This window comes from Leptospira bourretii (genome assembly GCF_004770145.1).
GTDB classification, from domain to species: domain Bacteria; phylum Spirochaetota; class Leptospiria; order Leptospirales; family Leptospiraceae; genus Leptospira_A; species Leptospira_A bourretii.
The window spans coordinates 259050-280232 of sequence record NZ_RQFW01000010.1; the positions used below are offsets into that span (position 1 = coordinate 259050).

Below are 21183 nucleotides of genomic sequence, written 5' to 3' on the forward strand. Positions count from 1 at the left end.
AATTTTAGTAATCAAACCAAAGGAGAGAAAATTCGAATGGTTTCCTTTCTTTGGTGATCCCTCCCCCTACAAGAAAAATCCCTGTTGGGTAATACGGTATTTCAATGAGTAGGTCGGGGGGAAGCCTATGAAATTCTTTTGTTTCGATTTCTTTTCGTGATAAAAAGAAATCAAATCGTAAACTCTCCATCCAATCATTTGTTTTGAAAAAAAGTTTTGTGGCCGTCCTTCCATAAAAGAGAAGAAAACTTCCATCGATAAAAAATTGAAACTTTTCTGCATTGGAAAAGAGAACTTCTTCCTTTTGTTCTTCTTCTCCCTTTTCCCGGTATGTAAAGATGGATCCTTCTTCATAATAAATATTTCTTGCAAACCGTTTGTAAAGTTCCGTCTCAATGAGAGAAATCAAATCTTCGCCTTCTGGTGGTTTTTTTGTTGGTCCCTCTAAAATCTGTTTCATTTTATTTTTGGAGATAGAAGACCGAATCACATCGAATACTGGTTTGGAAAGACTGGGAAGGATGTATTTGATATACCTTTCATCATGGTCACGTAGGATCTCTTGTAAAAAGTTTCCATGTATCATGGGAATCATTTCAACAGTAAACATCTGTTTGTTTAAGAATTTGGCAAATTCGGGTTCATGGCGAAACAAATTAGAAACAATGGTTTCTTCTTCTTTTGGGTTTCCTGAAAAAAGAATGGAGACTAATCGAAAGAGATAGGTTTTACTTTTTACATCAATATACAATACTTCAATTTTTTCTCGTACCGAATCTTCAGAAAGTTCTGGGTTTATGATGTCCCTGAGGGATAGATACTTTGTCGCTTGGAACTGATCCCGTTTCCCTCGATATAAAAAGAAGGGAGAATTGCAAATAGCACCTATTGTTTTGGTTAAAGAAGAAAACCCTGGTTTTGATTTGGATTCCTCATCCCAGGGAACTTTCGTGCTACCCATGTAAGTCGGTGTGACCACAGATTTGGAAACAAAGGATTGCCTATTGTAGTGCAGTTCATATACAAATTGTGGAAAGAGAATGGGTTCTGTTGTCACAGAAGGAAGTTCCGGAATCTTTTTTTTCGGGATCGGATAAAAGGGTGCGATGGATGTTTGAAACCGTGCCACCGAGTCGGCGTTTGCTAAAAAGAAGTGGTAATTGTTTCCTTGTCTATAAATCAAAGGGGTGGGGATTTTTTTAGTTTTTTCTGAATTCGAATCCGAAAGTGTTCCCAATTATAATCTGTTTTTAAAATTTCCAACTCATTTTCGACCCCAAACCGCATGAAGTCGTAAATCTCTTCATGGTCCATCCCCACAACAATCGAAAGGTCTTGGATGACTCGTAACAATCGTCTCGCATCGCGATCACTTAGGGCAAAGGTTTCTAAAAGTTTTTTTTCGAATTCCGTTAGTTGGATCAAGGGAACCTAAAACGCAGCCACTAGGATGGTTTCGATTTCATTTTTAGGAAGTTCTCTAGGAAGACAATCAAGAAACGAATAAGTTGCTGCCAAGGTAGCAATCCCTGGAAGGTCGATTTTTTTCACTTCGTATTCGGACAACCTTTGGGGAATGCGAAGTTCTAAATAAATTTTACGAATTCCTTCTACCGCTTTGATGGCCGCTTCAATCACGGAGATATTGGTAACGTCTTCATCCAGAGCCCTTGCGATCATTACATACTTACCAGCAGAAGAGGTGAGGTTGTATTCCATTACGTGAGGGAGAAGGATCGACATACTTTGAAAGATATCAAGATTTGTAACGGTTGTTACTGCCAATGACAATGCATAACAAAGTCCAAGGCTACTTGTCGACTGCGCAATCCCTGCAAGTAAACTTGCCGCATAAATGGAGTTTTTCGGTCCAAGGTTTCTTGGTTCCCGAATGGCAGGAACAATGTTTTTGGAGATAAGTTCAATAGAACGAAGAGCTGTGGAAGAAGTGATCTCATTGGCATATTTAGAAAGGATACTATCTACGGCCGCTGACAAAATAGAGATCCCCGTTTTGGCAGTTTCCGAACTAGACATTCCAGCTCCAATTTTTGGATCAGAGACAATGAGTTCTGGAAACGCCCACTCATGAGCAAAGTACTTTCTATTTTTATCTTTATCATCCACAATCGAAAAGAAAGGAGAACATTCATTTCCGAGTAGGGGTTTTGTCGGAACCACAATTAAAGGAAGGCCTTTTTTCTTGGGTTGTTTTTTACCGATGAGGAGCTCTTCTGCAAATAAATCATTGGTAGCAAGAAGGGATGCCGCCTTACCCGCGTTTACTGATTCAAAGGAACCGTAAGCCACTACACAATCAGCATTGGAAATTCTAAGGAAGTGGGCACAGGAATCTAAATCTTTAAAATGAACTCGGTCCACGATGTCATCATAGATGATCACACCTTCTGCGTGTTTTTCGAGACTAGTTTTGATGATGGAGAGTTCTTCGGCGTTTTCTAGTTCTTTCTGTGTTGTGATCAGAACCACTCGAGACCCAATGTTTTTGACAAAAGATCCGAGTTTGTATCCACAATCGATTTCGAAGTGAATTTTTGGAGGAAATTGAAAATTGATCCATTCGGGGAGAACTGGCATACGATCCCCTAATTATGATTCGGCGGAGTTAGAGAAATCCTCGGAGAGGACAATAAAAAAGGATCCCTCACCACCCGTCCTTTTTACTGTTGTCCGAGGAAAGTTGACGCGATTTGGTCGGAGATTTTATCCAACATCTCAGTAGAGAGATTGTCGTAGTCGCCGTTTTTCAATCGTTCTTTGATCGCTTTGATTTTTTCCGTACGATCTTCTTCTGGAGGAGCTTGTACGATTTGTTTTGCGATTTGTTTTACTTCTGCTTGAAGTTTTGCTTCCGATGCAATTTTTTTAGCAGCGTCAGAAATGGAAATTGTATCTACCGGAGCTTGTGCTTCCGTTTCCTTGGGCCCTTGAGTTTTTTTTGGTTCGTATCCGTAACCACCAACTCGTCCTACTTTGTCGACGTTCATATATTTAGTCCTCTTCCTACATCACATATCGGAGGAATCCGAATTTCCCTTAAGTGTTTTTTTTCGATGGTTTAAGAGAAAAACAAACTCTCCTTTGGCGTTTGGCGGATCTTTTGCCAATTCCCTAGGATTTGCATAGTAAAGTACCTCTTCAAAGGTCTTTGTCAACTCCCTTCCCACAAGCACTTCCGTTTCCGGAAATAGGTCTTCGAGCATAGGGTAGAGTCTCGGGAGTTTGTGGACGGATTCATAAAAAACCACAAGTCCATCGATCTCAGAGGCTCTTTCTAATTCTCGGCGTTTTTTACTCGGTTTTTCAGAGAGGAACCCTAAAAAATATGTGGGATTGACCTGAAACCCAGAAACAGACAAAAGAGCCGTAAGGGCAGAAGCACCGGGGACAGGAACGATTCGAATTCCTTTTTCGCGAGCAATGCGCACCATTTGGCTTCCTGGATCCGAAACACCTGGAGTTCCGGCATCCGAAACCAGGGCCATGGATTTCCCGGCTTTGAGTTGGTCTAGGACATTGGCAAATGGAGTTTCCGAACTATCTTTATAAAGGGCAAGGACCGGTGTTGTGATTTCTAATTTGGAAAATAGGGACCTAGTTTCTTTGGCTGATTCGCAAAGGACTAGGTCCACTTCTTTAAAGATCTCCAAGGCTCGTAGTGTGATGTCGCCCAAGTTTCCGATGGGTGTGGCCACGACATAGAGAGAACCAGCTTCCCGTTTATGGGCCAACGTATTGGCATCCTGGGGGAGATTGGCCGGCTGGACAAGTGCACCCAAGTTCATTATTTCCTTTGGTGCAGGGGTTACAGGCCGTTCCGAGTGCACAGGCACTCGGAGTCCCGCAAGTTGGATTGGCGCAGGTGCTGGTATTACAACCTGCTCCCGTGGCACAAAGTGTTTGGATATCATTCACTCGGTTGGGGATGGCACAGGTGCTCACCGCCGTGGAAGGGTTGGAGATAAGCCCTCCCGTAAGCATCGACCGCATGGTAAAATTGTAAATTTGGCATTTTTGAAAGAATTCTGCCCCAGGCGGAGGAACCGCAAACCGGATCCTTTTGGTCACTACCTTACTTGAGGAAGTGGAGGCTTCATAGGGGAGGTGAGGAAAACTAGGTTGGACCCCATCTTCTAGCCATTCTCCTTGGATGGTTTGAATGATTCCCGGGAAGGCCGTTGTCACATAGAGATTGTAACCCAAAAATTGCGGTTCTCTGTTGGTCACAAAATAACGTAAGATAAATTCAGGTCTTGGGTCTGCATTATAATTGAAAAAATCAGTTTGGTAATCGTTGGTAATGTTGCTATTGACCGCCACAACCGAAAGGATCTGTGGCACATTGGGTGGAACCAAAAACACAAAGGGAGCAACGGGCGTATCTGTATTGATCCCGCAGTGAAAAAAAGAGAGAAAAGATATGCCGACTAAGTAAATTGGATGTAAAGAGGGAAAACGCATTCTATTTCTCGTTTCCCTTCCAAGTTTTCAGGAATTCAATCTATGGGAATCCAAAAAAAATTACTCTTTGTCTCTATCGCACTGATTGGGCTTTTTTTTCTCATCTTACTTGTTATGGGTGGAGAGGATGAAGAAGAGGCTCGTCGTAAAAAAGAAAGAGGGTCTCAGGCCCTAGCCCTATTTGGGGGTGGAAGTAACAACCCGAAAGGAACCAATCGTTTGGGGGTACGTGGGGAAGATGCAGGTTCTATCTTCGATTCCGACTACTACAATGCAGGTGGGATGCGTTATGAAGAAGATGGGAATCTAACAGGATCAGAATCGGGTGAAATTCCCATCAATCCACAAACAGGGAAACCCTATCCTCCAGAGGCCATGCAGGCTTTTGAGGAACTGCGAGAACAATTTCCCGATAATGATTTGATTCCGAAACGAACCACTGCCGAAGAGAAAAAAAAGGCAGCTGAATTTAATCAAAAACTCTCAAGAGCCACAAACTCTGTGTTTGGCGGAAATCCAAATGCTACGGACGTTGCCTTATATTATAACCATGTTCGAAAACAAGGAAAGGATCGATTGGAAATCATTAACTACCTAATTGAATCTCAAGGTGGAGATGATCCCGAGATGGATAAAAAATTCCAAGAGATCTTGAAAAACATCCAATACCAAAACGAACAGGTGGAAAAAGAGGCAGCAGGTGCTTTCGAAAAAGCGGGCCTTCCTCCGCCGGGTTAAGTTTCACCTGATAGGATGGGGTATCGGTAACTGGATTTTGGATCCAGGCCATATACATCCAAATGGAATGAGGGAGGGAGCCTCTCTCGTTTCCATTGTGAGACCATAAATAATTTTTTAAATTTTTTAATATAACCTAAGAGGGTTTCTCCAGATTCCCAAGGGAATTCTTGTTTTAACATTTCAAAACAATTTTCTTCCCGTAAACTTTGATACACAAGTTTCTCTTCAATGGATTGTAAGATGGGATAAGGCATTAAGTCTTTTTCATCTTCTTGGTGTTCCGAGAGAGGTTTGAGTTCTGCGGTTGGTTTTGTATTTCGTAAAACTCGAATGGATTCTTTTGGTGAAATCAAACGGTTGTTTCCATTTTGGATATCATCCAAAAAGTCTAATAAAAATTCTTTACTAACTCCTGCTAGTGGAGCAATGGAACCGGAAGAATCTCCATCCATGGTTGTATATCCAACAGCCGCTTCACTTCGGTTTCCCGTTGATATTAACAAATGTCCTTCCAGATTGGCAAGTAACCAAACAAGAGGAGACCGAACCCTTGCTTGGATGTTTTGTAAAGCTAAATCATGTTCTTTCCAATTTAATGTTTTTCCGAGTACGGATTCAATCAATTGGACAGAAGTAGATACGGCAGAATCAATTGTAATGGAATAAAAACGATAACCAAGTTCTTCACTTAGAGTTTTTGCAATTTCCTCTGTGAGAATAGAATTGTTTTCTGTTTTTTGGTAAATGGTTACAAGAAGTTGTTTTTCATCAATTCCAAGGGAACCAAAGATGGAATCGCCATTTTCTCGTTTGGCGATTTCTTTCATTGTATGTACGAGTAGAGCACAGGTGGCACTGTCGGCTCCTCCCGATAAAGAAAGAGTGAATCCTTTTGTTTTTGATTTTCGCAAATAATCATAAAGACCAAGACAAACTGCTTTCGTAAACTCTTCATACTCACTGAGATGGAGAGAGGGCAATTCTTCCTCTGAAAGAATTTCTTTTCTTTTATCTAAAATTGAAAATCCATGGGTTTTTTGATTTTTTTCATCAAACAAAGATTCTAGGTGGATGGATGGTATCTCTCGATTCCCTTCCTTGGGTTTTGGACTTCGAAATGACCTCGCTTTGGCTGCACGAAGTTCCATTGGATCAAACACATAAGAAGTTACCTGGAAAGGAGAGAAGGAAAGCCTTGGGCCTTCTTTGACCAAATTACCAGCGGAAGCAAAAATGGCTCCTCCTTCAAAGATGATCCTTCCTGATTCATTTCCAGTGAGGTTTGTGAACACTTGGAGGTTACACTGGTTTCTACTGGATTCTGTAAAAATTTGCCTGCGTATTTTTTGTTTCCCTATGGCAAAATGGGAAGCACCTGGGGAAAATAAAACATCGATTCCCTGAAGAGAATAGAAGGATGAAGGTTTTTGGACGGACCAACTGTCTTCGCAAATCTCCACTCCAAACTTCCAATGCGCCGTATGGAATATAAAATGCCCAAAAGGAACTTCGTCAGAAGCAAAAGAAATAGTTTTATTTAAAAATTCAGACTCGGAGTGAAACCATCTTCGTTCATAGTGTACGCCTGTATTTGCTAAATTGAGTTTAGGAATCAAAGCAGTTACCTTTCCACCAAAAAGCACTGCCATACAGTTATACAAATAGGAACCTACAAATACAGGAAGACCAACAAGGATGATTTGGTTTTTCGAAATCGTTTTTAGTTTTTCAATGATTTCTTCGGAACGAGTCCAAACATAAGGTTTGTAAAAAGCATCCTCGCATCCGTATCCTGAAATAGAAAGCTCAGGAAAAAGAATGCAGTCTGCTTCCTTTGCTTCAGGACTCTCTATTGCCTTTTTAATGGCCTCATAGTTCCCCAAAAAATCGAGGGGAGTCGTATTCAATGTAACGGCGGCAATTTTAATTTTGGGCATTGGAGAAAACTCGGTTATAAATCTTATCCGACGCACCTCTGTTTTCTACAACAAAGTTTCGATTCCCATTTCCCATCTTTTCTCTTAAGGTTTGGTCCGTTGTGAGTAAGTGAATTTTTTCAATAAATTCAGATTCTGTCTCGGTTTGAAAGAGTCCGCCTAACTCTCGCATGACGATTGCTTCTGGTGCATTATAGATTTTTGGCCCAGTGATGACGGGAAGGCCAAGAGCAGCAGGTTCTATGGTATTATGAACTCGGTGTAACCAAGCGCCACCCACATAAGCAAAACTTCCATAGCGGTATGCAAATGCCAAAATTCCCATAAGATCAAAAAGAAGGAATTTAGGCAAAGGATCGCCCGGATTTCGTTTCGAAAACACTTCCACAGACCCGTATTGTTCCAAATTTGAAATGAAATCCTTCATTCGAGTTTTTTCCCATTTATGAGGAAAAATCCAATAAAAAGACTCATCTTTGTGTTTTTTTAAATAGGTAATAAAATGTTCTTCGCAAATTCCATAAGTGGAACCTAGAATGACGGGTTTGTTTTTGGATAAAAAGTCTTTTTGTTCTAAAAGAAAATTGGTAAAAGTAGGGTTTGGAGATTTGTTTTCTAATTTGTTCAAAACAGATTCAAATCTTGTGTCACCTAATACTTGGAAGTCGGTTGTTTCTGTTACAAGACCTTCGAATTCTTTTGCCATCAGTTCATGGCTTGGGTAAATTCCCGTAAGATAACGAAAGGAAGCTTTTGTTAGAGAACGAATGAGTGGATTTTTTCGAGAGGAGCCTGACGACAAACTAGCACACGATAGATAGGACTTTGTTCCCATCTGGTTTGCCTTTTTTAAAAGATTGGGCCAAGTGTCCCAAGCCATTATAAAAAGGACTTTGGGTTGGAAATGAGAAAATATTTGGTCGTAGGCATGGGCTCTATCCAAAGGAAGATAAAAATACACATCGGCCAATGGATCTTGAAAGGAAGATTCTTTTACAGAAGAGGAAAATACCGATTGGATGATAAAAACATTTTTATTTTTTTTTCGGATGGTTTCTGTTAGAGCCTTGGCCTGATCGAGTTCACCTACACTTGCTGCATGGAGCCAAATCACAAATTTCCCATCTGCCGATTTGGAAAAAATTTGCTGAAGAGAACGATTTCTTTTTTCTAATTCTTCTCTTATTTGTTTCACAAATAAGGATAAAAATTTTAAAATCCAATCAATTTTGAAAACCAGGATGTTATAAAAAAAATATACCATTTAGCGTTTGTTACCCCAGGTATCGTTGACTTCCGAACCAGGGTAGATGAAAGTTCTTTTATCAATGACAAAACTCAAATTGTCAAAGTATAAATGAAACTCTCCTTTCTTTTGTGAAGCTAAACTTTTGAGTCGAAAGGAGGCAAAAGAAATAGGAAAGGACATGGATTGGATGAGCCTAGTGTTTTCTTTGGGAAGATTGATGGTAAATTCTAATCTTCTCCAACCCACAAAATTCAAAGTCCCTAAATCAAAATACAAATCTTTGGATTTTTTTTGCGAAAGCCCCATACTCAAATTGATATGATGGCCTTCAGAATACACCCAAAGAATTCCTTGGATGGGCATACCTAGTGGCATAAGAATTGGTTCTTTGGGTCGAATTTCCCAATGGTCAAGTCTTGGATTCTCTACATAACTTTGCACAAGAAAACTGGTTTGGTTTTGGAGGTTCGGATACCCCGACTCTTTGAGAATGTTTGTCTCTAACAAAAATGCCTCTGATTTTGGAATGGAAGCTGTAAACTGTGTGAGGGTCAAAAAGGAATCCACTCGGTAAAAATCCCAAGGCCTTTCTCCTTCAAAGTCTTCCACAAGAAAAAGAAGGTAACTTGTATCGATGCTGAGAGCGGATTTTAAAATTTGGACTCGGCCCAATTCATCGGGATCATGAGGCCTCGGAAGAGACAAAAGACCGGAAATCATGAGTAGGAAACCCAAACCGATTGTGATTTTTTTTGCAAAGTTCATGATTTCTCACTTTTCGAAAACCCAAAAACGTGTACTCTATTCTTATCAAAGGAAAGGAATCCGCACGTCATGGGCCGCCGCGACAATTTGAAAATACTCACAACTGCCATTCTAGTGGTCCTACTTCTTTCATCGTTCATTTTCGCATTTATCTATAGAAACGAAATTTACCAAAAACTCCAAACCATCGGAAAAAACCGTGAAGTAGAGATGGTGGACCGGGAAATCGAAAGAGAAAACCCGGGGATTCCTGCACCCAAAGAAAATTTTGCAAAATCAGAAACAAAAGATAGTCCTGAGGACAGGTCCAAACTCCCGGAACTTCCGAGTTTAGAAGATATGGAACCTGAGTCTGAAAGACCTCGTTCTGTTTCCGTAGCGGCTTCCACCAAATCCAAAGAAAAAGTAGATCCATCGTCTCGTTTACAAGAGAAGTTGGATCAAGTAGAAGAATCCTTTTCTCCGAAAGAAGAAACAAAAAAATTAAAGAAAACTTCTAAAAAAGAAGAATCACTCTCGGATACAATGGAACCGACTTCCACAACCAAACAGCCGAAAGTCGACGTAGAAGATTCGGTAAAACCGACAAAACAGACGAAGTCCAAAGTTTCCAAAAAAGAAAAACAAGTGGCTTCTCTTCGTAACCAAAAGAACCGTTCTGCGACTTCTAAAAAACAAAGTACCAAATCACAAAAGTTAGCCGATTCACAGAAATCCACAAAAAGAACATCGGAAGAATCTGGATCTTCTTCTATGGAAGTTCGGATGCGGACTGTGGAACAGAAACTCTCTAGCCAAAATGACCGAAACGAAAAACGATTTGTAGAAATCGAACGCCGAATTGAGTCTTTGGAAAAAGCCTTAGCTAAGTAATCGTGTCCGATTACGGTTCTTCTTATCGCTCCATCCAATCTTCTCTTAAAGATTTGTTCCCAAACAAATCTCCCGTTCTCATTGCCGTGTCCAAAACCAAACCTTACGAAGTGGTGAAAGAGGCCTATTTGCAAGGAATTCGTGAATTTGGTGAAAATTACATTCCGGAAGCCATTTCCAAATTTACAAAACTAAGAGAAGAGTTTCCCGAAGCAGCCACATCAGTCAATTTACACCATATTGGTCCCGTCCAATCAGGGACCTTACGAAAGTTATTTGGAATATTCTCTTTTACCCATGGGGTTGGATCCATTTCTTCCTTAACGGAACTTCTCAAACGTGCCGAAAAAGAAAAAAAACAGATTCGATATTTGATCCAAGTCAATCTCACGGGAGAGGATACCAAACATGGACTTAGTTTTGAAACTCTTCGTTCCATGAAAGATACAATGATCGGTTACCAAAATGAATTTTGTCTTTGGGAGGGGTTTATGGGAATGGGACCCTCTAGCGGAGATTTGCGAGAAACCAGGGAAGTGTTTTCGCTATTTGCAGAATTACGTGATACATATTTTCCAGATAAAAAGTTATCTATGGGAATGAGCGGGGATTATGAAATCGCCTGTGAATTAGGAGCCGACTATTTAAGGGTTGGTTCAAAGATTTTTGGAGAGAGGGATTATGCAAAAGAAACCATTTGAAGCTGTTGGAGTTGTGGGCCTTGGAAAGATGGGAGGAGCCATTGCAACGGCCCTTGTCGGAAAAGGTACCAAGGTATACGGGTTTGATCCCAACGTAAAAGAATCTCCTGTGTCAGGAGTGAATCTTCTGGGAACTCTTTCTGCCATTTCCGAAGTTACGGATGTGATTGTGATCGCAGTAAAACCCAATTTAGTTGTTCCTGTCTTAAAAGAATTTTCAAAGCCAGCTACCTTTGTTTCCATTGCTGCTGGAATTTCTCATTCGCAAATGGCGGAAGTCGCACCAAAGGGATCAAATTCTGTCCGAGTGATGCCCAATCTTCCTCTAGTTTCTGAACGAGGAGCCTTTGCGTATTTTTGTGACGACACTTCAGTTTCTCTCGTAGAACGATTGTTTGATGGAATGGGAAGAGGAATCCGTGTTGCCAAAGAATCACTGATGGATGCGGTCACAGGGCTTTCTGGATCAGGTCCTGCCTATGTTCTCACATTTTTGCAGGCAATGGCTGAGGGAGGGTTGCAAGAGGGTTTGAGTTATGAAGAATCCTTGTCTTTGGCAATGGAAACCATTGAAGGCACTCTTGTGTATTTCAGGAATTTGCGAAGGGAAAATACAAACCTTCATCCCATGGAAGTGAGAAATTGGGTGACATCTCCCGGGGGAACAACCATCCATGGTTTGGATGCTTTGGAAAGGGGTGGATTCTCAACCGCCGTTAGAGATGCAATCAAACGAGCGACGGAGAGAAGTAAGGAATTAGGGAAAGGATAATAACGGTTGCGCGGACAGGATTCGAACCTGTGGCCTTTGGGTTATGAGCCCAACGAGCTACCAGCTGCTCCACCGCGCGGTATAAAACCATTATTTTAAAGATTGGTAAATTGTCAACGTAAACATTATGAAAACTTTGCTATTTTCTACTGGTTGTAAATTTATCGATTTCCGCCAAAATCTTACTTTACAGTAGTCAAAAAAGACGAATGATTCCTATCTTATACAGAATTCTGGCGGTGCGTTTTGTCTTTTAAAGAAAACACTGATATCGTTTTTGAGCATTACGAAAAAAAAATCTACGACCAAAAACAACTACTGGAAATCTCTCGTGCCCTGAATTCCACGTTAGACTATAAATACTTAATTGATGCAATTCTTAACATCTGTTTGGCGCAGCTACAAACATTACATGCCGCAATGTACTTAGAGCCTGAAATTGATTTAGGACTTTTTAAGTTGGAGCCCCAGTCCATCAAAGGATTTGAATTAAGTGCCGAGGAACAAAACTACGAAGTAAAAATCGATAGCCCTCTCATTCATTATTTTGAAGAAAAACCCAAAGCCATTACCATGGACCAAATCCTCCAAATGGATTCTTTAAAATCTATTCCTGATATTACTTACCTCCGTAAGATGGGAGCAGAGATCCTTGTTCCACTCAATGCTAAGGGCAAAGTCAATGGACTACTCGTTCTTGGGGACAAGATGACTTCCGAAGAGTTTTTGGAAGATGAAAAAGAATTTATGACCACTCTTGCAAACCTTGCGGGGATTGCTGTGGACAACGCTAGGTTGTATGAACTGGCAACAGTTGACATGATGACAGGTTTAAAAATCCATCACTACTTCCAGACCAAACTCAAAGAAGAAATGGAACGTTGTCGCAAAAAAGGAACTAAGTTGTGTTTACTTTTTACAGATGTAGACCATTTCAAAAGTTTTAACGATACTTATGGCCACCAAGCGGGTGATGTGGTTCTCATTGAAGTCGCAAAACAACTGATCAATGCAGGCCAAAGACACCATATCCCAGCTAGGTATGGTGGGGAAGAGTTTTGTTTGGTAATGCCTGGAGCTTCAGAAGAAGAAGCCATGGCCAAGGGTGAAGAAATCCGTAAAGCTGTTGAATCCATGGTGGTCAAAAATCCAAATGATGGGTCGGATCTAAAAGTGACTTTGTCTGTGGGGGTTTCTAGTTTCCGACCGACCGATCGAAACAATAAGGATTTGATCGAAAGGGCTGACAAAGCACTCTACCAGGCAAAACATTCTGGTAGAAACCGCACAATTTGTTATAAAGATTAGGAAATTTGCCGATGGGTAAAGTATGGCAGAGCCAGCATACCTACTCAACGATCTTTCCCCATCGGTTCCTTCTGATGTTTATGAATCCATTCGCAATCGAGCTTTGGGTCTTTCTTCGTATGATTTCCAACCATACTCTTGTTTTATCGAATACAAGACAAAAGATGAAAATACAGGAATTGAATACAGGGATTGTATCGTAGACTATACAAGATGTACAAACTCTCGTTGTATCAAAAAGTTAGTGTAGTTCTATTTTTATTTTATTTTGGGGCCTGTCTCAGAGGGCCCATTCCTTCCCGCCAAACTCCAGTTTCATACCAGTTTCCTAAATCTAAAACTTTACCTCCTCATACCAGTATCAAAATCATCGATACAGGAACTCACCTTCTGCTTTCGGGAATCAAATCGGACCAGGGTACAAACTCTTTTTTGTGGGATACTGGATCGGAATTGAGTTTTTATGAATCGGGCGGTACAGAAGAAAGTTCAACTTTCGCTCTCGGTGGACAAAGTTTTACGCTAAAGAATATGAAGGGAATTTTACCCAAGTCCATGCCGGGGCTTCTCGGAATCGATTTTTTTTCGGAGAATTGTATTTTCTGGTTGGGAGAAGAGTTAAAACGGTTTCCCAAGGATTCCCCATTCTGTGAACATCCGGATGCTTATCTTTCTACTGATTTTAAATTTCTGAATACAAAAAAGAAAGGGAAGAATCTTTATCTAGAATTTGAATATCCTGAAGGACGCAGATCCTTTGCAGAGATAGACACAGGAGCTTCCTTAAACCTTTTACCCGAAGGCCCGAATGACCTGTTTCTTGGAGAAAAGAAGGTTTTTCTTGCAGGAAATAGAATCAAAACGGCAAACCATATGGAATCGGCATCTCCTTTCTATTTAGTGACTATATCAGGGATTCGGGAAGAATACAAACAAGTCCAATATCTCACAGGAATTTCACTTGAGAATTTCCTTTTGCCGGGGGACAAGGATAGGGAAGAGGTTTGGGTGATCGGACTCGACATCCTCCGGACTCGTCCCTTGTTTTGGGACTTCACTCGGGGGCGTGTAGGAATTGTTCATTCCAAAAACTAAGGTGAAAGAAAAAGAAAAAATCATAGTGGCGATGAGTGGTGGGGTAGATAGCGCTGTAGCCGCAGGGCTTCTGATGGAAGCAGGTTACGATGTGATCGGTGTCAACCTACGTACTTGGGAATATGAAGCACCAGCCTGCGATACCACTAAAAAATCCTGTTGTTCTCCCGAAGACATTCGAGATGCCCGCGATGTTGGTCTTTCTTTAAACATTCCGTTTTATGTAATCAAAATGGAAAAGGTGTTTGGGGAACGAGTCATCGAACGTTTTATTAATGATTATAAAGATGGAAGGACACCAAACCCTTGTGTAGAATGTAACACCTTTGTGAAGTTTGGTGCTCTTTTTGAACAAGCAAAAACATTGGGAATCGAAAAAATTGCTACTGGTCATTATGCTCGTGTTATAGAAGTAGATGGACGATATGCAATTCGAAACGCAGTGGACATGAAAAAAAATCAAGCGTACTATTTGTACGGTTTGTCCCAAGAAAATATTAAAAATACAGTTTTTCCACTTGGTGAAATGGACAAAGCACAGGTGCGTGAAATTGCAAAACGAATGGGCCTCCCAGTGGCTGAAAAACCGGAATCACAAGAAATTTGTTTTATTCCAGAAAATGATTATAGAACTTTTTTAAAGAAGAAGGGAATGGAATTCACTCCTGGTTTTTTTAAATTAGCATCTGGACAAATCATTGGCAAACACCAAGGAAAAGAAGGGTTTACCATCGGTCAAAGAAAGGGACTTGGGATTGCATGGAAAAATCCACTTTATGTTTTATCCATTGAAGATGATGGAACTGTTGTCCTTGGAGAAGAAGAGGAAACTGTTTCCGAATCTTTTATTTTAGAAGAAGTTACTTACCAAGCCTTATCTCCTATGGAAGTGGGTGAATCAAAAGAAATGAGAGTCCAAATCCGATACAGAAGTGCACCTGTTCACTGTAAGGTGACTGCTCTTGGTGATACCTGGAAAGTTGAATTTTTAGAAGATGTAAAAAGTGTAACTCCGGGACAGTCGGCCACCTTTTATGATACAAATGGTGATTATCTACTCGCAGGAGGGATCATTCAAAAAGGTTCTATCACAAGAAAGGTAAAAACAAATTTTCTTTTAGAGGCAGAGAGCGTTACCATTTGAAATCGGTAGAAGGCAAAACTATTCTCATTATCGGCGGGGGATTGTTACAGGTCCCCATCATCCAAACTGCAAAAACCATGCGACTCCATACAGTTGTTGCCGATATGAATCCATCTTCGATTGGTTTTCAAATTGCGGATGAAGCCATTGTCATGTCCACAAAGGACGTTGAAGGAATGGTTCGGGAATCTAAAAAATTTGCGCAAAACTCCCAAATTCATGGGGTGATTACTGCTGGAACCGATGCGAGTATGACGGTTGCTGCTGTGGCTTCCGCTTTACAACTTCCGGGAATCCGATTTGTAGATGCAGAAGCAGCATCTAACAAAGTAAAGATGCGCCAAAGATTAAAAGAGTTTGGAATGCCAATCCCTCGTTTTGCAGCTGTTTGGTCTTTACAGGATGCTAAAGATGCTCTGGATTCATTGACTTTTCCTCTAGTGATGAAACCGGCTGACAATATGGGTGCTCGTGGGGTCATTAAGGTAAATCATAAAGATGACCTTCCAACTGCATTTCGTCATGCCAAAAGATTTTGTCCTACAGGTGAATTGATTTTAGAAGAATATATGGAAGGTCCTGAACTTTCTGTGGATGCTTTGGCTTTCCAAGGTCAAATTCGAATGACGGGGATTGCCGACAGGATCATCGAACGGGAACCTTATTTTATTGAAGTAGGGCATAACATGCCTTCTGCGATGTCCAAAGAAGTTTTGGATGAAGTGGAACGGGTGATGGCCGGTGGGATGCGAGCACTTGGAATCCATCTTGGGGCAGGTAAGGGAGACATTAAGGTTACAAAGGACGGAGTCAAAATTGGAGAAATCGCAGCAAGGCTCTCTGGTGGCTTTATGTCGGCATTTACTTATCCTTTATCCACAGGGGTGAACTTAAACAGAGCTGCACTGTTGATATCTCTAGGTGAAACTCCGGATAATTTGGATCCTGTTTTGTCGAGAGTGTCCATCGAACGTTCGTTACTTTCAAAACCTGGAAAACTAGTTTCGATTGGTGGAGTAGAAGAAACTAAAAAAATCGACGGTGTGTCTGAGGTTTTTATCCAATCCAAACCTGGTGATATCATTAAAGAACCTACAAATAATATTGATAAGTCGGGGCATGTAATCATTGTAGCTGAAAATTTGAAAGAAGCGAATCTTGTTTTTGAAAAGGTAAAACAAACAATTCGATTTGAAGTGGATGAACAATTTTCGATTACCGAAAAGGAAATAGGCGACCAAGCACGAATTCGGTTTGGAAAAGATATTTGTTGGGTTTGCAAACAATGTGACGGTAGCAATTGTGCCTCTGGGATTCCGGGTATGGGTGGAGTGGGCCGTATGGAAACCTTCCATGACAACAGCGTTGCTCTTTCCGAATATTCGATAGTACCTGGTTACATTCGGGACCATGTATTTCCTGAAATCCAAACTCAGTTTTTAGGTTATGATTTAAAAACACCGATTATGGCTGCTCCCATGACAGGGGTGGGAACCAACATGAACTTTGTGATGACAGACGCAGATTATGCCAATCTTGTGGTTCGTTCCTTTGTTCAAAATGGAAGTCTCGCTTGGCTTGGTGATGGTGCTTCTCCAGATAAATATAAAATCATGTTGGAAGCTTTGAAAAAAGCATCTGGAAAAGGAATTTTAATCTGTAAACCTAGAGAAGATGAATCCATGTTACTTGACCGGTTTTTAGAAGCTGAAGCGGACGGAGTGTTCGCTTTAGGAATGGACATTGATGCCGTAAATTTTAAAACAATGGTACAAAAGAACTTATCAAGTATCACAAGACCTTTGGAACGTTTGATCAAACTCAAAGAAAAAACAAAATTACCGTTTATCCTCAAAGGCATTATGAACCCAGAAGATGCGAAACTAGCTTTGGAAGGTGGATTTTCTGCCATCGTGGTTTCGAATCATGGAGGAAGGGTTTTGGATGGAATGCCCGGAACAGCAAGGGTTCTACCTAAAATTGCAGAAGCAGTTAAGGGAAAAATTCCTTTGTTAGTGGATGGAGGCATTCGTTCGGGAATGGATGTTTTTAAAATGTTGGCTTTAGGCGCAGATCTTGTCCTTCTCGGAAGGCCTGTTGCCATTTCGCTTGTTGGTGGTGAGGAAGCCGGGATTCGTTTTCTTTTACAAAAATATTCGGAAGAACTAAAACAATCTATGAGTGTTACCGGAGCCAAAACTTTGGTGGACATCAAGCGAACGATGTTGCTTCATAAACTTCACGGTTGATTATGGATAAGGAAATCAAAGATCCCGAAGGTATTTTAAAGGTAATTACCGCTTTATTCGGTAAACTCCCTGCATACATTATCAATTCAGAAAAAGAATATCCAGTAAAGATCATTGCCTTAAAAAATAAAGCTCTCATCATCAACACCAATCTAAAATTTCCAAGTAGGGATCGGATCCTTACTGTTGTCCATAATGGCAGTAAGTTTTTGGCTCATTTTATTGTTGCTGGTGGTGACGGAAACGGAGTTGAGATATTAACTCCTGTTAAAATACAAATTACTCCTGCTTCGAGACAGAGCTCAAGGGTTGATACAAGCCAAATCCAATCTGGGATGGTGGTTTCCAATATCATCAACGTCAATGACGTATCCAAAGCAATTGGTTTTGATGATAAAAAAGTAGACGCAATCCTTCTTGCATACCGAGCCAAACTCACAAAAGCATTTCCTTTATCCTCTATCTTCTTTGCTGGTCGTATGGACAATCGACTGCGACTCATGCACCACTACGATAAGGATATTTTTATAATCGATCGTAAGGAGAAATCTTCTGCTTCCGCAGATTTTTTTCCTTTTGATGAATACTTAAGAATTTTCGATAGTTCTAAAATTCCTGACACCTATACTTCTGAAATTTGTGTCCCAATCAAATACAAAGGTTATGTACATCTTGGATATGTACAAGTTTTATCAGAAAAACCACTCGACTTTGAAATTTATAAACAAATTCAAACATTTGCAAATGCAGTGAGTCGCGATATCATAAGCACGGGAGTTTTCCAAGAATCACGTGATGTTTGTCAGGTAATGGATTTAAGTATGGGTGGTATTAGTTTCATCCATGCACCATCCAGATCATTTTCTAGATCAGTCACTCTAAACGGAACCATACTTTTTGATTTAAATTTGGAAAGTGGAAAAAGAGTTACCATCCGCGGGATCATCAAAAACATCCGTAACCAAGAAACCAATTTTCGGGTTGGTTGCCAGTTCTACAACCTAACAGAAAAAGACGTAGAGGTTTTGGAAGCCTTCCTAAATGTAGAAAAGGAAGAATCTCCAGCAGTTGAAACACCAATGGAAGCACAAGAGTCCAATGCTGATATTGGAGATGAAAACAAAGAGGATACAAGTTCTGTGATTGGCACTGTGGATGAACCGGATGATCCTTTTGGTGGTGCCATGGATTCCGAACTCACTTCCGAAGAACCAAGCCCCGAATCTTAAAGTGTCTTCTTACCAATCATTGATCCGTTATCCATATACGGGAAAAACGGTCCTTGCTTTCCTTACCACGAAATTCCCATACCATAGTCAGGATGAATGGCAATATTTATTGGATATGGGCCGCATCCAAGTCAGAGGAAATGTGGCAAGTGCGGAACTTGTACTCCAGGAAGGGGACAGTGTTGTTTACGAACCCATCCCTGGCCGGATACAGGAGCCAGAAGTAGATACTGGTTATACGGTTTTAAAAGAAACCGAAGAATTCCTTTTTATCGATAAACCAGGAAACCTACCCATGCACCCGGCTGGAAGATACCGTACAAGAACTCTATTGAATCTTTTGGAAGAAATCTATCCTCTAGTGATCCCTGTACATAGGTTGGACCGTGAGACCTCAGGGATTGTGATTTTTGCAAAATCTGAAGAGAGTCGCACTTGGCTCCAAAAGAAATTTGAAAAGAGAGAAGTGAAAAAAGAATACCTGGCTGTGGTTCGGGGAAAATTTCCTAAACCAATGTTTTTAGATGGTTTTCTTGGGAAAAATATAGATTCAGCAATCCGAAAAAAAATGAAGTTTTCTCTGGAAGAGTTTTCCGATTCAAAATTTGTTTCTACTGAATTGATTCCCTTAGAATTTTCTGATTCACAAAACGTAAGTTTGGTGCTTGTGCGGCCAGTAACAGGTAGAATCCATCAAATTCGAGTGAGTCTCCTTTACCTCGGTTATCCGATTCTTGGGGATAAATTGTATGGTCCACGAGAAACTATGTTTTTGGATTTTGTCCAATCGGGACTTTCACCTTCTTTATTAGAAGAACTTGGAGCAGAAAGGCAAATTTTACATGCGCATAGCATAAGTTATCTGGATGATCGGACTGGTGAAAAGATCAAAGTGCGGTCAAATCCTTTAAAAGAAATTCGAACCTTCTTCCCAAATTATGAAGACTATGTCCCATAGCTTTCAATAAAAAATCCAATTTAAGATTCGCCTTTCCTCCGATCTTTCTATAAAGAGAGAGGAGGCTTTTGCAAAGGATGGCAGGAGCAGGCAGACTATTAAAGGATTCCGATAAAATTGTATTTGGTGAGTTTTGGACAGCAAAACAACGCCAAGGACATCCAATTCATCATACCGTAAGTTATAGAGCATCATTTAAGCCGGAACTTCCTTCTTTTTTTATGAAGGAATTCTTAAAAAAGAAAAATAGGGTCGTCTACGATCCGTTTGGTGGAAGGGGAACTACGGCCATTCAAGCAAATATTGAAGGTCATGTGGCAGTTCATAATGATATTCATCCGTTGTCTATTTTTCTTGCGAGTGCGAGACAATATGTTCCTAAACTAGAAGACTTGGAAAAAAAGTTGAATTCTTTGGATTTGGATAAGGAAGTTGAAGATGAACCTTTTGATATAAACTTACTTCCTTTTTTTCATCCGCGCACTCTCAAAGAAATTAAAAATCTGAAAAAATATATGGCAGAAGATTTGTCAGTAGAGATGAAGTTTATTTCACTGATTGCATTATCTCGTTTGCATGGGCATAGCACTGGATTTTTTTCTGTTTATACTTTTCCACAAGTTTCCATCCCACCGGAAGCACAGGCGAAAAACAATGTCAAACGTGGGCAAACCCCGGAATACAGGCCAATCAAACCTCGAATTTATCAAAAAATGAAACGGGATTTGGCTCTTCCCATTCCTCCGTTTTATCATGAATTTTCAAAAAACAATTTGTATTCACTGAATTCAGCGAACTCGGTACCTAATGTAGAATCAGAATCAGTCGATTTGATTGTGACTTCTCCGCCTTTTCTTGATAAGGTGGACTATGAAGGTGACAACTGGTTACGTCACTGGTTTCTTGACATTCAAAAATCGAAAGATAGAAAACTAAGTATCTTTAGCAATCTCAGTGATTGGAATGCATTCATTCGTTCAACTTTAAAGGAATCAGCAAGGGTTCTAAAAAAAGGTTCCTATATGGTAATGGAAGTAGGTGAAGTCAAAAAAGGAAATTCCATTCTTTATTTGGATGAAGATGTGGTACGGATGGCGGAAGGGACTGGTCTTGTCTGGAATAAAACATATGTCCATACCCAAAGTTTCACAAAACTATCCAATTGTTGGCAGGTTTCTAACAACGAAAAAGGGACAAATTCCAATCGCTGTGTGGTTTTACGAAAGGTTTTATAAGTCTAATCATTGTATGAAACAAATTCGTTTTTTGGTTCTCTTTTCTTTTTTGGTAACTTTGTTTTTCGTTGTTAGTAATCATTTAGGATCTGGACTCAGTGCCGATCCTTTGGATTCACATCCAATAGAAATTTCGATCAAACAGAAATCCGCTGGCAAGTATGAGTTGGAATTGTTTTTACCAAAAGACTTTGGGTTCCAGATGGAAGCACCTCACCGTATTTTTTTGTCAGGCACAGATGGACTAAAGGTTTTGAATGCAGACTTAAAACTAAAAGGGCCAATCCATCACAAAAAAACTGAATACTTTGAATTTGTAAAACCCTTGACCTTCCAAGTGGAAGGAAAGGGGAAGTTACAGTTGGATGCGAAATTGTTTTATTGTAACTTTGTGAAAAACATTTGTATCCCCGCTAAGGTGAACAAATCATTCTCCATTTAACAA

At 40.4% G+C, this 21183-nt stretch carries 22 protein-coding genes and 1 tRNA gene; 13 read left to right on the top strand and 10 right to left on the bottom strand.

Going from position 1 to position 21183, the window contains the following annotated elements; all coding sequences use genetic code 11:
* Positions 1 to 4 precede the first annotated feature (4 nt).
* The 6 genes from EHQ47_RS06165 to EHQ47_RS06190 form a co-directional block, all read right to left on the bottom strand.
* Positions 5 to 1183: a FliG C-terminal domain-containing protein gene (locus EHQ47_RS06165; RefSeq protein WP_208727398.1), complete on the bottom strand. Its 1179-nt coding sequence runs from the start codon at positions 1181 to 1183 to the stop codon at positions 5 to 7.
* On the bottom strand, positions 1180 to 1425 hold the full coding sequence (locus EHQ47_RS06170; protein WP_020777849.1) for a hypothetical protein: 246 nt from the start codon (positions 1423 to 1425) through the stop codon (positions 1180 to 1182). The genes EHQ47_RS06165 and EHQ47_RS06170 overlap by 4 nt, the downstream gene beginning before the upstream one ends.
* A 6-nt stretch (positions 1426 to 1431) precedes the next feature.
* Complete coding sequence (locus EHQ47_RS06175; protein WP_004789281.1) at positions 1432 to 2598, bottom strand: iron-containing alcohol dehydrogenase; 1167 nt, start codon at positions 2596 to 2598, stop codon at positions 1432 to 1434.
* An 83-nt stretch (positions 2599 to 2681) separates the two neighbouring features.
* The gene (locus EHQ47_RS06180) at positions 2682 to 3008 is read right to left on the bottom strand and encodes a flagellar biosynthesis anti-sigma factor FlgM (RefSeq protein ID WP_135692963.1); all 327 of its coding nucleotides are present in this window, start codon (positions 3006 to 3008) and stop codon (positions 2682 to 2684) included.
* Positions 3009 to 3029: 21 nt separating this feature from the next.
* The gene (gene rsmI / locus EHQ47_RS06185) at positions 3030 to 3752 is read right to left on the bottom strand and encodes a 16S rRNA (cytidine(1402)-2'-O)-methyltransferase (RefSeq protein WP_135747543.1); all 723 of its coding nucleotides are present in this window, start codon (positions 3750 to 3752) and stop codon (positions 3030 to 3032) included.
* Positions 3742 to 4482: an LIC11073 family putative lipoprotein gene (locus EHQ47_RS06190; protein WP_135747544.1), complete on the bottom strand. Its 741-nt coding sequence runs from the start codon at positions 4480 to 4482 to the stop codon at positions 3742 to 3744. Before EHQ47_RS06190 ends, rsmI begins: the two co-directional genes overlap by 11 nt.
* Positions 4483 to 4524: 42 nt before the next feature.
* Between EHQ47_RS06190 and EHQ47_RS06195 the strand changes: the two genes are divergently transcribed.
* Positions 4525 to 5220, top strand: a complete 696-nt coding sequence (locus tag EHQ47_RS06195; RefSeq protein ID WP_135747545.1) for an LIC_20245 family lipoprotein — start codon at positions 4525 to 4527, stop codon at positions 5218 to 5220.
* Here EHQ47_RS06195 and nadE read toward each other — a convergent pair.
* Genes nadE through EHQ47_RS06210 form a run of 3 tightly spaced genes read right to left on the bottom strand, consistent with a single transcriptional unit; the run spans position 5217 to position 9174 of the window.
* Positions 5217 to 7160: an NAD(+) synthase gene (gene nadE, locus EHQ47_RS06200; protein WP_135747546.1), complete on the bottom strand. Its 1944-nt coding sequence runs from the start codon at positions 7158 to 7160 to the stop codon at positions 5217 to 5219. The two genes, EHQ47_RS06195 and nadE, sit on opposite strands and share 4 nt — an antisense overlap.
* Complete coding sequence (locus tag EHQ47_RS06205; protein WP_135747547.1) at positions 7147 to 8424, bottom strand: 3-deoxy-D-manno-octulosonic acid transferase; 1278 nt, start codon at positions 8422 to 8424, stop codon at positions 7147 to 7149. The genes nadE and EHQ47_RS06205 overlap by 14 nt, the downstream gene beginning before the upstream one ends.
* Complete coding sequence (locus EHQ47_RS06210) at positions 8425 to 9174, bottom strand: flagellar filament outer layer protein FlaA (RefSeq protein WP_135747548.1); 750 nt, start codon at positions 9172 to 9174, stop codon at positions 8425 to 8427.
* A gap of 69 nt (positions 9175 to 9243) precedes the next feature.
* Between EHQ47_RS06210 and EHQ47_RS06215 the strand changes: the two genes are divergently transcribed.
* Genes EHQ47_RS06215 through EHQ47_RS06225 form a run of 3 tightly spaced genes read left to right on the top strand, consistent with a single transcriptional unit; the run spans position 9244 to position 11520 of the window.
* On the top strand, positions 9244 to 10047 hold the full coding sequence (locus EHQ47_RS06215) for a hypothetical protein (protein WP_135747549.1): 804 nt from the start codon (positions 9244 to 9246) through the stop codon (positions 10045 to 10047).
* A 2-nt stretch (positions 10048 to 10049) separates the two neighbouring features.
* Positions 10050 to 10748: a YggS family pyridoxal phosphate-dependent enzyme gene (locus tag EHQ47_RS06220; RefSeq protein ID WP_135747550.1), complete on the top strand. Its 699-nt coding sequence runs from the start codon at positions 10050 to 10052 to the stop codon at positions 10746 to 10748.
* Positions 10729 to 11520, top strand: a complete 792-nt coding sequence (locus EHQ47_RS06225) for a pyrroline-5-carboxylate reductase family protein (protein ID WP_135747551.1) — start codon at positions 10729 to 10731, stop codon at positions 11518 to 11520. Before EHQ47_RS06220 ends, EHQ47_RS06225 begins: the two co-directional genes overlap by 20 nt.
* Positions 11521 to 11526: 6 nt before the next feature.
* Here EHQ47_RS06225 and EHQ47_RS06230 read toward each other — a convergent pair.
* Positions 11527 to 11599 (bottom strand) — tRNA-Met (locus EHQ47_RS06230).
* A gap of 167 nt (positions 11600 to 11766) precedes the next feature.
* Between EHQ47_RS06230 and EHQ47_RS06235 the strand changes: the two genes are divergently transcribed.
* The 9 genes from EHQ47_RS06235 to mpl17 all read left to right on the top strand — a co-directional run bounded on the left by EHQ47_RS06235 (position 11767) and on the right by mpl17 (position 21180).
* Positions 11767 to 12828: a sensor domain-containing diguanylate cyclase gene (locus tag EHQ47_RS06235; protein WP_004789018.1), complete on the top strand. Its 1062-nt coding sequence runs from the start codon at positions 11767 to 11769 to the stop codon at positions 12826 to 12828.
* A 22-nt stretch (positions 12829 to 12850) separates the two neighbouring features.
* A complete protein-coding gene (locus EHQ47_RS06240) occupies positions 12851 to 13078 on the top strand; it encodes a hypothetical protein (RefSeq protein WP_135692974.1) in 228 nt (75 codons plus the stop codon).
* Positions 13042 to 13923 carry a hypothetical protein gene (locus tag EHQ47_RS06245; RefSeq protein WP_135747552.1) on the top strand — a complete coding sequence of 294 codons (882 nt, stop codon included), beginning with the start codon at positions 13042 to 13044 and terminating at the stop codon, positions 13921 to 13923. The genes EHQ47_RS06240 and EHQ47_RS06245 overlap by 37 nt, the downstream gene beginning before the upstream one ends.
* A gap of 1 nt (position 13924) precedes the next feature.
* Entirely contained in the window at positions 13925 to 15067 is a 1143-nt protein-coding gene (mnmA, locus tag EHQ47_RS06250; protein WP_135776784.1) for a tRNA 2-thiouridine(34) synthase MnmA, read from the top strand.
* Positions 15064 to 17316 (top strand): alpha-hydroxy-acid oxidizing protein, encoded by a 2253-nt coding sequence (locus EHQ47_RS06255; protein WP_135776785.1) that lies wholly within the window; start codon positions 15064 to 15066, stop codon positions 17314 to 17316. Before mnmA ends, EHQ47_RS06255 begins: the two co-directional genes overlap by 4 nt.
* Before the next feature lie 2 nt (positions 17317 to 17318).
* Entirely contained in the window at positions 17319 to 18545 is a 1227-nt protein-coding gene (locus EHQ47_RS06260) for a PilZ domain-containing protein (protein WP_135776786.1), read from the top strand.
* A gap of 1 nt (position 18546) precedes the next feature.
* A complete protein-coding gene (locus EHQ47_RS06265) occupies positions 18547 to 19503 on the top strand; it encodes an RluA family pseudouridine synthase (protein WP_135776883.1) in 957 nt (318 codons plus the stop codon).
* A gap of 77 nt (positions 19504 to 19580) precedes the next feature.
* On the top strand, positions 19581 to 20738 hold the full coding sequence (locus EHQ47_RS06270) for a DNA methyltransferase (RefSeq protein ID WP_135747556.1): 1158 nt from the start codon (positions 19581 to 19583) through the stop codon (positions 20736 to 20738).
* A gap of 13 nt (positions 20739 to 20751) precedes the next feature.
* A complete protein-coding gene (gene mpl17, locus EHQ47_RS06275; protein ID WP_135776787.1) occupies positions 20752 to 21180 on the top strand; it encodes a cell surface protein MPL17 in 429 nt (142 codons plus the stop codon).
* The last annotated feature ends 3 nt before the right edge of the window (positions 21181 to 21183 follow it).

What these genes read in the sequence shown, in the direction of transcription:
- EHQ47_RS06180 (WP_135692963.1), bottom strand. Translation starts at nt 3,008, where the DNA reads ATGAACGTCGACAAAGTAGGACGAGTTGGTGGTTACGGATACGAACCA.
- EHQ47_RS06195 (WP_135747545.1), top strand. Translation starts at nt 4,525, where the DNA reads ATGGGAATCCAAAAAAAATTACTCTTTGTCTCTATCGCACTGATTGGG.
- EHQ47_RS06190 (WP_135747544.1), bottom strand. Translation starts at nt 4,482, where the DNA reads ATGCGTTTTCCCTCTTTACATCCAATTTACTTAGTCGGCATATCTTTT.
- EHQ47_RS06245 (WP_135747552.1), top strand. Translation starts at nt 13,042, where the DNA reads ATGTACAAACTCTCGTTGTATCAAAAAGTTAGTGTAGTTCTATTTTTA.
- EHQ47_RS06240 (WP_135692974.1), top strand. Translation starts at nt 12,851, where the DNA reads ATGGCAGAGCCAGCATACCTACTCAACGATCTTTCCCCATCGGTTCCT.
- EHQ47_RS06225 (WP_135747551.1), top strand. Translation starts at nt 10,729, where the DNA reads ATGCAAAAGAAACCATTTGAAGCTGTTGGAGTTGTGGGCCTTGGAAAG.
- EHQ47_RS06205 (WP_135747547.1), bottom strand. Translation starts at nt 8,424, where the DNA reads ATGGTATATTTTTTTTATAACATCCTGGTTTTCAAAATTGATTGGATT.
- nadE (WP_135747546.1), bottom strand. Translation starts at nt 7,160, where the DNA reads ATGCCCAAAATTAAAATTGCCGCCGTTACATTGAATACGACTCCCCTC.
- EHQ47_RS06175 (WP_004789281.1), bottom strand. Translation starts at nt 2,598, where the DNA reads ATGCCAGTTCTCCCCGAATGGATCAATTTTCAATTTCCTCCAAAAATT.
- mpl17 (WP_135776787.1), top strand. Translation starts at nt 20,752, where the DNA reads ATGAAACAAATTCGTTTTTTGGTTCTCTTTTCTTTTTTGGTAACTTTG.
- EHQ47_RS06215 (WP_135747549.1), top strand. Translation starts at nt 9,244, where the DNA reads ATGGGCCGCCGCGACAATTTGAAAATACTCACAACTGCCATTCTAGTG.
- EHQ47_RS06260 (WP_135776786.1), top strand. Translation starts at nt 17,319, where the DNA reads ATGGATAAGGAAATCAAAGATCCCGAAGGTATTTTAAAGGTAATTACC.
- EHQ47_RS06270 (WP_135747556.1), top strand. Translation starts at nt 19,581, where the DNA reads ATGGCAGGAGCAGGCAGACTATTAAAGGATTCCGATAAAATTGTATTT.
- EHQ47_RS06210 (WP_135747548.1), bottom strand. Translation starts at nt 9,174, where the DNA reads ATGAACTTTGCAAAAAAAATCACAATCGGTTTGGGTTTCCTACTCATG.